Below are 13,884 nucleotides of genomic sequence, written 5' to 3'. Positions count from 1 at the left end.
CTGCAGTGCCGCTGGCACCGCCTGCGCCGCCTGCGCCGCCGGCTGCGCCGTTGCCGCCCGCGCCGCCTGCTGCGCYGGCCAAGCCGCCGTCACCGCCTCCGCCGCCTCGGCCGCCATTGCCGCCCGAGCCTGCCGAGGTGCTGCCGGAGCTTCCGCCACCGCCGCCACCGCCACTCCTGCCGCCGAGCGCAGCGGAGAGGCTGCCGCTGCTTCCGCCACGGCCGCTGTCGCCGCTCGAGCCGCCGCGTCCGCCGTCGCCGCCACTGGATGAGGCGCGTCCGCTGCCTGTCAGGCCGACGGCGATGCCGCCGAGCCCGTTGCCGCCGTCACCCGCTTCGGAACCGCCATTGGTGGCGCTGCCATTGGAGACGTTGCCATTGGAGGCCCGTCCGCCAGCCGCACCGACGGCACCATTGCCGACGGCACCGTTGCCGCCTTGGCCTGTGCCGGTGGCCGTGCCGCCCCTGCCCGTTCCGCCGGTTCCGCCGTAGCCCTTTCCGCCCGCTGCGGAACCCAGGTTGTAGGCAACGTTTCCGATGCCGTTGATGCGGTTGTGCGACACAGTTCCGTCGAGGTTGCTGGTCGCCGTCGCGGTGGTCCTGGTGAAGTTGAAAGCGTTGTCGAACGTGCCTGTCGACCCGTTGTTCAGCGCGGCGGAGCGCGCGTCAGCCGTAGCGTCACCCGTGTTGCTGCGCGTATGCGTGCTGCTGTCCGTGCGCGAATGCGTGCTGCTGTCGGTAAACGAGAGTGAATGCGTGCTGCTGTCCGTATTGGTATTGGTGTCGTCTCCACGCCCCGACGGTCCTGCCGTTTGATCGGCGAACACTGCCCCGCTGAACCCGAAGGCAAGCGCAATGGCCGAAGCCACAAGTGTCTTTTTCATGAACCCTCCAAAAAAAGTTGAACAAGCTTGGTATTGACGTGCGTCGCCGCAAATCGAAGGCCGCGGTGCAACTTCGATGCCAGCAAATTACGGCTTGTTTCGTGAGAACGATTCCTCATTGGAAGAAGGCCTTGCATGACGATTCGGTGACTTGCGCGCCGAGAATTTCAGCGGCCCGAAAGACCGCTTTTTGCGCTCCTTCTGTCACATCTGCTTGACGGTAAATCGATGGCAAACCGTTGCTTTTCGGGCGCAGCGCCAGTGTTTGCCTTGCAAGCGCGACGCAGCGCGATCCATCGTGTTGTGTCTCAACCGTGGGACACCACCACCCGGTTCGGCAGCGGTGTCTGCGGCGCGCCGCAAGAGGTGCGCGCGAAGGCGCCGTGTCGTGTGGTCGGCGGCTTGCACCAGCGCATTCGTGCCCGAACTGCAACACCGCTGAGACACATCGCAGGTTGATCGCGACCGCTTACTTTTGTTTGCAACTTACGGCTTTGCACGACCTTAACAAAACGTATACGCTGCCCGCGGGAACCTCGCACGAAGAACACAACGAGGGGGCAACGATGGAGACAATTCGTCCGACCAGGGCGCTCGTGCTGATTGCCTGTTCGTCGATGGCATGGTCGAGTGCCATCGCGCAAACGCAGTCGCAGGGGCAGGGCCAGGGGACGCCGTCCACCCGCAACGCCAAGCAAGGCCAGGGGACGTCGTCGACCGCGCGGAATGCCAACAGGCGCCTCGAAGCCCTTCAACATCAGTTGGCCGAGCAAGGTCGCCAGATCGACGAGCTCCGGCAGCAGGCGGCCGAGCAGGAGAGTCGCTACAAGGAACTCTCGGAACGCCTCACGGCCCAGGGGCAGGCGGTCAACCAGAACACCCAGGAGGCGCGTCGGCCGCTGGCCCCGGGCTCGAAGCCGGAGGTGGTGGTGGAGGGTGCTCAACCCGGCGCCGAGGACACCTCGACGAGACCCGTGCGCGTGGGCGTCGCGCCGAGCGAGGAAGTCCAGGCACCGCCAGTGGCGCAGATCTTCCCAGAGCCAAGCATCCTCACACCCAAGGGCACGTTCGTCTTCGAGCCCTCATTGCAATACGGCTATTCGTCGAGCAATCAGGTTGCGTTGGTGGGCTACACGGTGATCCCCGCGATCCTGATCGGCCTGGTCGATGTGCGCCAATACAAGAACAACACATTCATCGCCGCAGCGACGGGTCGCTTTGGCGTGACCAACCGCATGGAACTGGAACTGAAGATTCCGTACCTCGCCCGATCGAACAACACCATCAGCCGCGAGATCTTCACCGGCTCGGCCTTCGACAACGTCTTCGACACGCACGGCAACGGCATGGGCGACATCGAGGCCGCGGTCCGCTATCAGATCGCCGACGGCCGAGACAACAACAAGCCCTATGTCGTCGGCGCGCTGCGCTTCAAGGGCCGCAACGGCAAGGACCCCTTCGAGGTGCCGACCGACTGCGTGACGCGTTGCATCGGCAACACCACGGGCACCGGGCTGCCGCTCGAACTCCCGACAGGCTCCGGCTTCTATTCGTTGCAGCCGAGCATCAACTTCCTGCTGCCCTCCGATCCAGCGGTCTTCTTCGGTGGCCTCAGCTATACCTACAACTTCGCCCGTAACAACGTCAGCCGCACGGTGCTGAACGGCCAGACCGAGTTTCTCGGCGATGTGCAGGCAGGTGGCGTGTTCGGCATGAACTTCGGCATGGGCATGGCGCTCAACGAGCGCTCGTCCTTCAGTCTCGGCATGGAACTCTATTCCGTCGCGCCCACCAAGCAGAACGGCCAGACCGTCCTCGGTTCGGTACGCACACAGCTGGCATCGCTGCTGCTGGGCTATTCGTACCGCTACAACGACAAGACCGTTCTCAACGTGAGCGTGGGTGCCGGCCTGACGCGTGACACCCCCGACCTCCAGCTGACCGTCAGGCTGCCGATGTCGTTCTAGCAGGCCCTGGTGGTCCTTCGCCATGCAGCCCGGAAGCATTCTTTGTGTGACGCTGGGCGGCAGTGCGGCCGAAGTGCTGGACCCGCTGATCGCCCGAGGCTGGGACGTGACGCAGGTCGGCGATCTGGTGGCGGCGGGCCGCGTGCAGGCGCATCGGCATTTCAAGGTCGGCATGCTGATCGTCGGGCCGTCGCTGAACGTGCCCGAAGCGGCGGTGGAAGCCTGCGTCAATAGCTCGGCCGGCTCCGAATGGGTGAGCGTGTGCGACGCCCATGCGCTGGAGTCGACTGGTTTCCGCGAGTTGGTACTCGGCTGCTTCTTCGATCACCAGGTGACGCCGGTCGATCTTCAGGACTTGGAGCGAACGCTCGAGCATGCCAGCCAGCGCGCGATGCTGCGACTTCGGCACAACGCGGCGCACAGCCACGCCATCGACGCCCTTGGCATGGTGGGGCAGGGGCCTGCGATCACGCGGCTGCGGCAGCAGATCCGCAAAGTCGCGGCGACCGATGCGCCGGTGCTGATCGGCGGCGAAAGCGGGAGCGGCAAGGAACTGGCGGCGCGCGCGATCCACCAATGCTCGCAACGCTCGGCCGGTCCCTTCGTTGCTGTCAATTGCGGTGCGATCTCGCCGTCGCTGATCCAGTCCGAACTGTTCGGGCATGAGCGCGGTGCATTCACGGGCGCTTCGTCAGAGCGGCGAGGGCTGATCGAGGCGGCCAACGGCGGCACGATCTTCCTTGACGAGATCGGCGATCTTCCGCTCGAACTGCAGACGAACCTGCTGCGCTTCCTGCAGGAGAAGACCATCAGCCGCGTGGGTGCCGTTCGCAACCTGCATGTCGACGTGCGGGTGGTGGCGGCGTCGCACGTGGACTTGGCCGAGGCGGTAGCCGTGGGGCAGTTTCGCGACGATTTGTTCTATCGGTTGAACGTGCTGTCGATCGAAGTCGCCCCGCTGCGGCGGCGCATGGAAGATGTGCCGATCCTCGCGGAGTATTTCTTCCAACGCTGCGCCGCCAAGAGCCGGGCGCGCGTGAAGGGATTCAGCCGACAGGCGGTCGCGGCGATGCTGGCGCACGCGTGGCCGGGCAATGTGCGCGAGCTCTTCAATCGCGTGCAGCGCGCGGTGGTCATGACCGACCGGCGCCTGATCGGGCCGAACGATCTCGGCCTGATGCCGGCCGACAACCAGGTCGGCATGGGACTGGATGCCGCGCGCACGGCGGCTGAGCGCGACGTGATCGTGCTCACGCTGACGCGCGTCGGTCGCAACGTCACGCATGCGGCCCGCGAGCTCGGTGTCTCGCGCATGACCTTGTACCGTCTGATGGACAAGCACAGCATTGCGCTCGACGCGGAACCCCGTCCGCACGTGACACCGCCGTGGTCGACGACGCCGCCGCTGCGGCCGACGCCGCCAGGAGCGACGCGACCCATCGACGCCATCCTGAACAACGCACCGGCCACCGGATTCCTCGCCGACTGGGACAGCGCCGGCAAGCCGGTCGGCCGGGCCTGAGTCCGCGCTAGAGCGTTGCAGCCGCGGCGATGGCGCTGCGCACCGCGCCTTCGAGCGTCCCGGGGTAGTCGCTCTCCACGTAGTCGCCGCAGGCAACAAGACCCGGGGCGACTTGCATCGGGGGGCGAACCAGCCCGGGCGTGCATGCGAAGGTCGCGCGCCGTTCGATCACGGTCAGGATCGGTTGCAGCCCGTCCTGACCCAATTGCTCGCGGGCCTGCGCTTGAACCAGGCGCTGGAGCGCCTCGCGATCGTCGGTGCTCGCGCTGATCACGAAGGCGAGCAGGCCGCGCGGACCACCGAGCCGGCCGCGATCGAAGGCGAACTGCGCAGGCGCCTCGGGCGTGCTTCGCAACGTGACGAAGGGCGCGGACAGCGCTGCCCCTTCGCCATGAAGATAAACCGTGGTGATGGCTTCGTGCGTCAGTGCGTCGGCCATGGCAGACCAAGTCGGTGCGAGGTCGGCGGCGAGACGCGCTGCTTCCCACGGCGCGCAGGCCAGCACCACGCGGTCGAACGGTTCGTCGTCGACGCGCCAGCCCGCGCCGTCCGGCGTGATGGCGCGCACGCGGCGTCCGAGTTCGGTTCGCGCGCCTTGCTGCCGCAGCCAGCGGTCGGCTGCATCCGGAAAAAGTGCGCCGAGGTCGACACGCGGCAACAGAAACTGCGAGCCGCCAGGCGTCCGGAACAGCGCCTGCGCGAGCACATGCAGGAAGACCTTGCCGCTGGCTTGATCGGCAGGCGTGTTGAGCGCGGAGACGCACAGCGGCTCGGTGAGTTCGGCGCGCACGCGGGGCGTGAGCGTGGAACACAGGCCGGCCACCGTTTCCTCTTCCGGGCAGACGAATCCTTGCCGTTGCCAGCGCATGGCGGTCTTCAGCAGCGAAAGCTTGTCCTCCCACGACCAGCCGCGCGCACTGACAACGCCTGCCACCACATCCAGGGGCGCGATGCGCCGCGTTGCCCGGTCGAGCCACGCGGGCAGTTGCGGCAGCGAGAGACCGGTGCCGTCGGGAAAGCGCAGATTCAGCGGCAAGCGCTGGAAGGCGACATCGGCATCGACACCGACGCGCGCCATCAGGGCCAGCGAATCAGTGTAGGCGGCGATCAGGATGTGCTGGCCGTTGTCGAGCGTCACGCGCTCGCCGTTCGGGAGTGTCGCCGGCAGCGCGCGCGCTCGGCCGCCCCAGTTTCTCGCGGCTTCGAAGACGCTGACCGAATGTCCCCCGCGCACTGCCTTGACCGCGCAGGCCAATCCGGCCCAGCCGCCCCCGATGATCGCCACACGGCTCAAGTCAGAGCTTCCCGAGTGCCTGCACGCGCCATGCGAGCCAGAGCTTGCGTACCGGCGTCAGGCTCACACGCTGATTCAGCACCTGGAAGTTGTCGCGCTCGATCTCCGAAAGCAGCGTGCGGTAGATGCTGGCCATCATCAGCCCCGGCTTCTGCATGCGCCGATCCGCCGACGGGAGGAGGGCCAGCGCTTCATCGTAGGCCGCCTGCGCGCGATCGGCCTGGAACTTCATCAGTGCGATGAAGCGATCGGAATGGACGCGGTTGAGGATTTCGTGCGCCTTCACGTCGAACTGCTGCAGTTCATTGACCGGCAGGTAGATGCGCCCCCGCAGCGCGTCCTCGCCGACGTCGCGGATGATGTTCGTCAACTGAAGCGCGAGGCCGAGCTTGTGGGCGTAGGCCGTGGTCTGCGGATCGGTCTGGCCGAAGATGCGCGCTGCGCCTTCGCCCACCACGCCGGCCACCAGGTGGCAATAGCGCCGCAGCGCCGCGAAGTCGAGATAGCGCGTCTGGTCGAGGTCCATCTGGCAGCCCTCGATCACTTCATGCAACTGGCGTTCCTCGATGCCGTATTCGGCCGCGTGCGGCATCAGGGCCTGCATCACCGGATGGTGCGGCTGGCCTGCGTAGGACTGGGCGACCTCGGTGCGCCACCAGGCGAGCTTGGTGGCGGCAACGCCGGGGTCGCTGACTTCGTCGACCACGTCGTCGACTTCCCTGCAAAACGCATAGAACGCGGTGATCGCGGCGCGGCGCGGTTTCGGGAGGAACAGGAAGGCGTAATAAAAACTGCTGCCCGAGGCAGCGGCCTTGTCCTGGACGTACTGCTCGGGGGTCATCGTGCGGGCCTCTTCATGCGGGCGATTGTCTCCGCATCCGCAGGGCCCGCCACGCGAGCAGCGGCGCATCGGCCTTGCCGAGGGTGGGCCGGCGCGAAAAAGTGTCGCAGCCCAGCGCCTCGATCTTGTCGAGGATGCGGCTGCCGCCTTGCACCACGAAGCGCAACTCCCACCCGGCACGACCCGGCAGGCGATGGACCAGCGGCGCACCTTCGCGCATGAGTTCGCGCGCCCATGCGACCTGGTCCGCGACGAGCGCGATCGCCTTCGACGGAGGGGAGGCGGGTGCCAGCGGTCGGAACGTGTTGAAGGCCTGCGGATCCAGGCCGTGCGCGGCGATGGCGTCTCGCGGCAGGTAGTAGCGGGAGCGCGGCAGGTCGACGCTCAGGTCCTGCCAGAAATTGATCAGTTGCAGCGCACTGCAGATCGCGTCGCTTTGCGCGAGCGCAGGCGGGTCGTCGACGCCATACAAATGAAGCAGCAGCCGACCGACAGGATCGGCCGAGCGGCGGCAGTAGTCCAGCAACTCGGCGCGGTCGGCGTAACCCGCGCCGTCCCGGGTCTTCTCGATGTCCTGCATGAAGGCGGAGAGAAGGTCGGCGAGCAGACTCTCGGGCAGCGAAAACTCGCGCATGGCATCCGCGAGCGGAACGAAGACTTCAGGCCAACGGCCTGACGGGGCCGCGGCTCGCGCCACGGCGGCCAGGTCGGCGCGAAAGGCGCGGAGATCGTCGAGGCGCTGCGCGGAGCCGGCGTCGCCTTCGTCGGCAATGTCGTCGGCTGTGCGCGCGAATGCGTAGATGGCCGCAATCGGCGGCCGCAGTCGCGGCGGGCACAGCCAGGAGGCGACCGGGAAGTTCTCGTAGTGCGTCGGCGAGGCTGCGAGAGGGGGAGGGGGGATGGATGACACGCCGCGGATTGTGCGTCACGGCGAGGGTACGATCCGCGCAGTGGAGGCCTTTCAGACATCATGAATACAACGTCGCAGAACCTCGGTCTCACGGACCCTGGATCCCATCCCAAAGCCGGACCGGTCCTGATGATTGCGGCGCTGGGCGTGGTTTTCGGCGACATCGGCACGTCGCCGCTCTACGCCTTCAAGGAGACGCTGAATCCCGAACACGGCATTCCCTTCACGCCCGAATCGGTGCTGGGACTGTTGTCGCTGATTTTCTGGGGGCTGATGTTCGTGGTGACGCTGAAGTACGTCGTGTTCGTGCTGCGCGCCGACCACGACGGTGAGGGCGGCATCCTGGCGTTGCAGGCGCTGGCGCGCAACGCGGTGACCGGCACGCCCACGCGCGCCTGGGTTTCCTCCCTGATTGCTGTGCTGGGGCTCGTCGGGGCGGCGATGTTCTACGGCGACAGTCTCATCACGCCGGCGATTTCGGTTCTTTCCGCGGTCGAGGGCCTGGAGGTGGAGGCGCCGAAGCTCCAACCGTTCGTGATCCCGATTACCGTTGCGATCCTGATCGGCCTCTTCGCGGTGCAGCGCCACGGTACCGGGGTCGTGGGCCGCGTGTTCGGGCCGATCATGCTGTTGTGGTTTCTCGTGATCGCCGTGGGAGGTCTGCTGCAGGTGCTCAAGCAGCCGCAGGTGCTGGCGGCGCTGGACCCTCGCCACGCGGTCGGCTTCCTGATCACGCATCGCGCGCAGTCGCTCGCCGTGCTGGGCGCCGTGTTCCTTGCCTTCACGGGCGGCGAGGCACTCTACGCTGACATGGGTCATTTCGGCGCGAAGCCGATTCGCCTCGCATGGATCTTCATTGCCTTGCCGGGGCTGGTGCTGAATTATTTCGGCCAGGGCGCATTGGTGCTCTCGAATCCGGCCGCGATCGACAACCCCTTCTTCAGGCTCTTTCCGTCCTGGGCGGTGCTGCCGATGGTCATCCTCGCCGCGATGGCCACGGTGATCGCATCGCAGGCCGTCATCTCGGGCGCGTTCTCGCTCACTGCGCAGGCCATCCGCATGGCCTACCTGCCGCGCATGCGGGTCGTGCAGACATCCGGCGAAGCCATCGGGCAGATCTATCTGCCGACCGTCAATTGGTTACTGATGGTCGGCGTGCTGCTGCTGGTGCTGGGTTTCCGGAGTTCGAGCGCGCTGTCGGCGGCCTATGGCATTGCCGTGTCGATCACGATGGTCACCACCACGCTGCTGGCCGGCATCGTTGCATTCAAGCTCTGGCGGTGGAATCGCGCGGCGGTCGTGATCGGCGTATTGATCTTCGCCTCGGTCGACGTGATGTTCGTCGTCGCCAACAGCCTGAAGATCCTCGAAGGCGGTTGGCTCACGCTCGCGGTGGCGGTTCTTGTGATGATCGTCTTCACGACTTGGGCCAAGGGCCGCCGCCTCGGCTTGCAAGCCGCGGAAGCAGAGCGTCTGCCGCTGGTGCCTTTCGTGGATTCGCTCGCGGCCGGCATGCCTTACAGGGTGAGGGGGACGGCGGTGTTCCTCAACCCCGACGCCGAATCCGTGCCGCATGCGCTGCTCCTCAACCTCAAGCACAACCAGGTCCTTCACACGAAGGTCATCGTGCTCAGGGTGATCTCGTGCGACACGCCGCGCGTCGATGCGCGAATTCGGATCGAAGCCGAAACCCTCGGCGAAGGCTTCTGGATCGCCACCGCGCGGCACGGCTTCATGGAGCGCCCCGACGTGCCTGAATTCATCCGCATCCTGGCCTACCAGAAGGGCCTGGCTTGCGACTCGATGACCACGTCGTATTTCGTTTCGCGCGCCTCTGTCGGCGACGAGCATCTTCCGAACATGAACCCGTTGCGCAGGGCACTGTTCGGCTGGTTGCAGCGCAATGCGGGGCGAGCCTCCGACTACTTCGTGCTGCCCGAGAACCGGCTTGTGGAAATGGGACAGCGCACTTAGGTCTCGTGCCCCCGATGCGCCGGTGTTTCCGTTGACAGCGATTGGCGTTTACCCTAGATTACTAACCGGCTGGTCATTAATGACCCCGCTGGTTTTTTCAAGGGTGCTTCATGACCGCCTCGTCCGTATTCCTTTCTCGTCCATGCGCCGGGGTCCTCCTTGCCGTTTTCGTTCTCGCAGGATGTTCTCGTCCGCCGGCGGCCGAAGAGCCCATCCGTTCGGTCAAGGTCATCGCCGTCGGCGTCAGCCCCTATGACACGGAGCCCGAGTTCTCGGGCGAGGTGCGGGCGAGGGTCGAATCGCGGCTCGGCTTCCGGGTGGCCGGGAAGATCACGCGCCGCCAAGCTGAACTCGGCCAGCATATTCAGGCGGGACAGGTGCTCGCCCAACTCGACCCCCAAGACTTCCGGCTGGCAGCCGAAGGCGCACGCGCGCAGCATGCTGCGGCGCTGACCAATCGCGATCTGGCTGCGGCGGACCTCAAGCGCTATCGCTCGCTGCGCGACCAGAACTTCATCAGCGGTGCAGATCTGGAGCGCCGCGAAACCACATTCAAGGCTGCGCAAGCCCAACTCGAACAGGCGCAGGCGCAGCTCACCGCACAGGGCAACCAGGCCAACTACACGACGCTGGTGGCCGACGTGCCGGGCATCATCACCGCCATCGAAGCCGAACCGGGGCAGGTGGTTGCCGCCGGTACGCCGGTCGTCCGCATCGCGCAGGACGGCGCGCGCGACGTGGTGTTCGCGGTGCCCGAGGATCGCGCGGGGCAGGTCAAGCCCGACTCACCGGTCGCGATCCGCGGATGGGCCAACGGAAGCGAATTCGAAGGCAAGGTGCGCGAAGTCGCGGGCAGTGCCGACGCAGTCACGCGCACCTATACCGTCAAGGCGACGATCGATCCGTTGACGGCACCCGCGCTGGGCGCCACGGTCTATGCACGGCCGAAGGCGCTGTCGCACAGTGGCACGCCGGTGTTGAAGGTGCCGACCAGCGCCTTGCGCCAGGAGGGCAAGGGCACGGCCGTCTGGGTGCTCGACAAGTCCAGCATGACGGTGCGCTCACAGCCCGTCGAGGTCATGACGGCTGACGGCAACGACGCCGTGATCGGCAAGGGTCTCTCGCCCGGCGAATTGGTCGTGGCCGCGGGCGTGCACGTGTTGTCGCCGGGACAGAAGGTCACCATCTACCGCGACCGGGCGGCTGCGCCCGCCGGCCCGATTCATGAGGCCGCCGCGATGCCCACGCCCGTAGCTCCCGTGGCCACGCGCTGAGGACGCCTGCATGACGTCACAGACCGCCGACACCGGCAAGGCCGGCTTCAACCTCTCGAAATGGGCGCTCGACCATGCGGCACTCACGCGCTACCTGATGTTCGTGCTGATGCTGCTGGGCTTCGCGTCGTACTTCCAACTCGGCCAGGACGAGGACCCGCCGTTCACTTTCCGCGCGATGGTGGTCCGCACCTACTGGCCCGGTGCCACGGCGCAGCAAGTCGCGGAGCAGGTGACCGACAAGCTCGAGCGAACGCTGCAAGAGGCACCCTACGCCGACAAGATCCGCAGCTACTCGAAGCCCGGCGAGTCGCAGATCATTTTTCAGATCAAGGACTCGTCCAAGCCCGGCGAGGTGGCCAACGTCTGGTACACGGTGCGCAAGAAGATCAGCGATATGCGCGCCACCTTGCCTGCAGGCGTGCAGGGCCCCTTTTTCAACGATGACTTCGGCGATGTGTATGGCGTGATCTACGCGCTGGAGAGCGACGGCTTCAACTATGCCGAGCTCAAGACCTTCGCCGACGACGTGCGCCAGCGTCTGCTGCGCGTGAAGGACGTGGCCAAGGTCGACCAGTTCGGCATCCAGGACGAAAAGGTTTACATCGAGGTCTCGCAGAAGCGCTTGGCACAGCTTGGTCTCGATTTCAGCACGGTGCTGGGGCAGCTCGGATCACAGAACGTGATCGAGAGCGCAGGAACCATCCAGGCACCGCAGGATGTGGTGCAGGTCCGCGTGGGAGGCCAGTTCACGAGCGTGGACCAATTGCGCGCGATGCCGATACGCGGAAGCTCCGGCAACCAGATGCGCCTGGGCGACATCGCCGAGATTCATCGCGGCTACGTCGATCCGCCGGCCGTCAAGGTGCGCCACCAGGGCAAGGAAGTGATCGCGCTGGGCGTTTCGATGGCCAAGGGCGGCGACATCATCGCGCTCGGCAAGGCGCTGCATGCCGCCACGGCGGAAATCGACAAGCAACTGCCGCTCGGCGTCCAGCTCGTGCAGGTGCAGGACCAGCCGGTCGCGGTTGCCAAATCGGTCAACGAATTCGTGAGCGTGTTGATCGAGGCGGTGGCGATCGTGCTGGCGGTGAGCTTCGTGTCGCTCGGGCTGCACAAGGGTGGGCGCTTCGGCTGGTACGTCGACATCCGCCCGGGCCTTGTCGTGGCGATCACCATTCCGCTCGTGCTGGCGGTGACCTTCCTTGCGATGAACTACTTCGGCATCGGGCTGCACAAGATATCGCTGGGCTCGCTGATCATCGCGCTGGGCCTGCTGGTCGACGACGCGATCATCGCGGTCGAGATGATGGTGCGGAAGATGGAAGAGGGCTACGACAAGGTCCGCGCCGCGACTTTCGCCTACGACGTCACGGCCAAGCCGATGCTCACCGGTACGCTGATCACGGCCGCCGGCTTCCTGCCTATCGGCATCGCGAAGTCTGTCACGGGCGAATACACCTTCGCGATCTTCGCGGTCACGGTGATCGCGCTGGTGCTGAGCTGGTTCGTGTCGGTGTATTTCGTGCCTTACCTCGGCACGCTGCTGCTCAAGGTCAAGCCGCACGACCCGGACGCGCCGCCGCACGAATTGTTCGACACGCCGTTCTACAACACCTTCCGCCGCACGGTGGACTGGTGCGTGGCGCATCGCTGGATCACCATCGGCGCCACCTTGCTGATGTTCGCTCTCGGCATCGTCGGCATGGGCAAGGTGCAACAGCAGTTCTTCCCCGATTCGAGCCGCCCGGAGATCCTGGTCGAGCTGTGGTTTCCGGAAGGCACGTCTTTCGCTGCCAACGAAGAGGTCGCCAAGCGCGTCGAGGAACGGCTGCGCCAGGAAGAGGGCGTCACGACGGTCACGAGTTGGATCGGATCCGGCGTGCCGCGTTTCTATCTGCCGCTCGACCAGGTGTTTCCGCAGACCAACGTGTCGCAGATGATTCTTCTGGCGAAGGATCTTCACTATCGCGAGAGCCTGCGGCTGAAGTTGCCCGCGCTCCTGGCGCAGGAGTTTCCCGAGGCGCGCGGCCGCGTCAAGCTGCTGCCCAATGGGCCGCCGGTGCCGTATCCCGTGCAGTTTCGCGTGATCGGCACCGACCCGGCGGAATTGCGCGCGCGCGCCGACGAGGTCAAGGCCGTGATGCGCGAGAACCCCAACATGCGCGGCGTCAACGACAACTGGAATGAATCGGTCAAGGTGATCCGCCTTGAAGTCGACCAGGACAAGGCGCGTGCGCTCGGCGTGACCAGCCAGGCGATCGCGCAAGCTTCGCGGACCATGTTCAGCGGCACCACCGTTGGTCAATACCGCGAAAACGACCTGCTGATCGATATCGTGCTGCGCCAGTCGCCGGACGAGCGCGAGGCCATTTCGGACCTCGGAAATGCCTATCTGCCCACGAGTTCGGGCCGTTCGATTCCGCTGATGCAGATCGCCAAGCCGGTCTTTACCTGGGAGCCGGGCGTGATGTGGCGCGAGAACCGCGACTACGCGATCACCGTCCAGGGCGATATCGTCGAAGGGCTTCAGGGCGCGACCGTCACCGACCAGCTTCTTCCCAAGCTGCGCGAACTCGAAGCCAGGTGGCACGCGGCCGGGCGGGGTGCCTATCGCATTGAAGTGGCTGGCGCAGTGGAAGAAAGCAGCAAGGGTTCGGCATCCATCGTCACCGGCGTGCCGATCATGCTGTTCCTGGTGTTTACCTTGCTGATGCTGCAACTGCACAGTTTCAGCCGGTCGGTGCTCGTCTTCATCACCGGCCCGCTCGGTATCGTCGGGGTGGCGGGCGCGCTGCTGGCGCTGAACCGGCCCTTCGGCTTCGTGGCGCTCCTGGGCGTGATTGCACTCATGGGCATGATCCAGCGCAATGCGGTGATCCTGGTCGACCAGATCGAGCATGACCGAGCGGCCGGGGTGCCGGCTTGGGATGCCATTGTCGAGTCGGCGGTGCGCCGGCTGCGGCCGATCGTGCTGACCGCGGCGGCGGCCGTGCTGGCGATGATCCCGTTGTCGCGCAGCGTTTTCTGGGGGCCGATGGCCGTGGCGATCATGGGTGGGCTGATCGTGGCCACGGTCCTGACGCTGCTGGCGCTGCCGGCCATGTACGCGGCCTGGTTCCGGGTCAAACGCGAGCCGGCGGAGAGCAAGACCACGCCAGCGACGACGGGGATCGAAATGCGTTCCGCGTGATGGAGGGCAACTCGCTGGAGAGGCTT

The 13,884-nt window shown here is 65.9% G+C and carries 8 protein-coding genes and 1 pseudogene; 5 read left to right on the top strand and 4 right to left on the bottom strand.

The features are described from left to right. A pseudogene (locus AC1DN9_RS14955) lies at nt 1-883 on the bottom strand (hypothetical protein); the annotation flags it as partial. A 566-nt stretch (nt 884-1,449) separates the two neighbouring features. Here AC1DN9_RS14955 and AC1DN9_RS14950 point away from each other — a divergent pair. Together AC1DN9_RS14950 and AC1DN9_RS14945 are read left to right on the top strand one after the other, a co-directional pair. Then, nucleotides 1,450-2,850: an acetate kinase gene (locus AC1DN9_RS14950; RefSeq protein WP_478101403.1), complete on the top strand. Its 1,401-nt coding sequence runs from the start codon at nt 1,450-1,452 to the stop codon at nt 2,848-2,850. Between the two features lie 22 nt (nt 2,851-2,872). Continuing rightward, nucleotides 2,873-4,372, top strand: a complete 1,500-nt coding sequence (locus AC1DN9_RS14945) for a sigma-54 interaction domain-containing protein (RefSeq protein ID WP_478101401.1) — start codon at nt 2,873-2,875, stop codon at nt 4,370-4,372. A gap of 7 nt (nt 4,373-4,379) precedes the next feature. Here AC1DN9_RS14945 and hpnE read toward each other — a convergent pair whose 3' ends face one another. The 3 genes from hpnE to hpnC are packed head-to-tail and all read right to left on the bottom strand — an operon-like array spanning nt 4,380 to nt 7,417. Then, a complete protein-coding gene (gene hpnE / locus AC1DN9_RS14940; RefSeq protein ID WP_478101400.1) occupies nt 4,380-5,666 on the bottom strand; it encodes a hydroxysqualene dehydroxylase HpnE in 1,287 nt (428 codons plus the stop codon). A gap of 1 nt (nt 5,667) precedes the next feature. Beyond that, nucleotides 5,668-6,507 carry a presqualene diphosphate synthase HpnD gene (hpnD, locus tag AC1DN9_RS14935; protein ID WP_478101398.1) on the bottom strand — a complete coding sequence of 280 codons (840 nt, stop codon included), beginning with the start codon at nt 6,505-6,507 and terminating at the stop codon, nt 5,668-5,670. A gap of 13 nt (nt 6,508-6,520) precedes the next feature. Next, nucleotides 6,521-7,417 (bottom strand): squalene synthase HpnC, encoded by an 897-nt coding sequence (gene hpnC / locus AC1DN9_RS14930; RefSeq protein WP_478101397.1) that lies wholly within the window; start codon nt 7,415-7,417, stop codon nt 6,521-6,523. Nucleotides 7,418-7,546: 129 nt separating this feature from the next. Between hpnC and AC1DN9_RS14925 the strand changes: the two genes are divergently transcribed. The 3 genes from AC1DN9_RS14925 to AC1DN9_RS14915 all read left to right on the top strand — a co-directional run bounded on the left by AC1DN9_RS14925 (nt 7,547) and on the right by AC1DN9_RS14915 (nt 13,858). Continuing rightward, nucleotides 7,547-9,391: a potassium transporter Kup gene (locus AC1DN9_RS14925; RefSeq protein WP_478101430.1), complete on the top strand. Its 1,845-nt coding sequence runs from the start codon at nt 7,547-7,549 to the stop codon at nt 9,389-9,391. Between the two features lie 110 nt (nt 9,392-9,501). Further along, a complete protein-coding gene (locus AC1DN9_RS14920; protein ID WP_478101396.1) occupies nt 9,502-10,665 on the top strand; it encodes an efflux RND transporter periplasmic adaptor subunit in 1,164 nt (387 codons plus the stop codon). Nucleotides 10,666-10,675: 10 nt separating this feature from the next. Then, a complete protein-coding gene (locus AC1DN9_RS14915) occupies nt 10,676-13,858 on the top strand; it encodes an efflux RND transporter permease subunit (protein ID WP_478101394.1) in 3,183 nt (1,060 codons plus the stop codon). Nucleotides 13,859-13,884 lie beyond the last annotated feature (26 nt).

It is taken from the genome of Variovorax sp. 05L425, assembly GCF_056397705.1.
This window is presented reverse-complemented; position numbering and strand designations above follow the sequence as displayed.

What these genes read in the sequence shown, in the direction of transcription:
- AC1DN9_RS14950 (WP_478101403.1), top strand. Translation starts at nt 1,450, where the DNA reads ATGGAGACAATTCGTCCGACCAGGGCGCTCGTGCTGATTGCCTGTTCG.
- AC1DN9_RS14945 (WP_478101401.1), top strand. Translation starts at nt 2,873, where the DNA reads ATGCAGCCCGGAAGCATTCTTTGTGTGACGCTGGGCGGCAGTGCGGCC.
- hpnD (WP_478101398.1), bottom strand. Translation starts at nt 6,507, where the DNA reads ATGACCCCCGAGCAGTACGTCCAGGACAAGGCCGCTGCCTCGGGCAGC.
- AC1DN9_RS14925 (WP_478101430.1), top strand. Translation starts at nt 7,547, where the DNA reads ATGATTGCGGCGCTGGGCGTGGTTTTCGGCGACATCGGCACGTCGCCG.
- AC1DN9_RS14920 (WP_478101396.1), top strand. Translation starts at nt 9,502, where the DNA reads ATGACCGCCTCGTCCGTATTCCTTTCTCGTCCATGCGCCGGGGTCCTC.
- AC1DN9_RS14915 (WP_478101394.1), top strand. Translation starts at nt 10,676, where the DNA reads ATGACGTCACAGACCGCCGACACCGGCAAGGCCGGCTTCAACCTCTCG.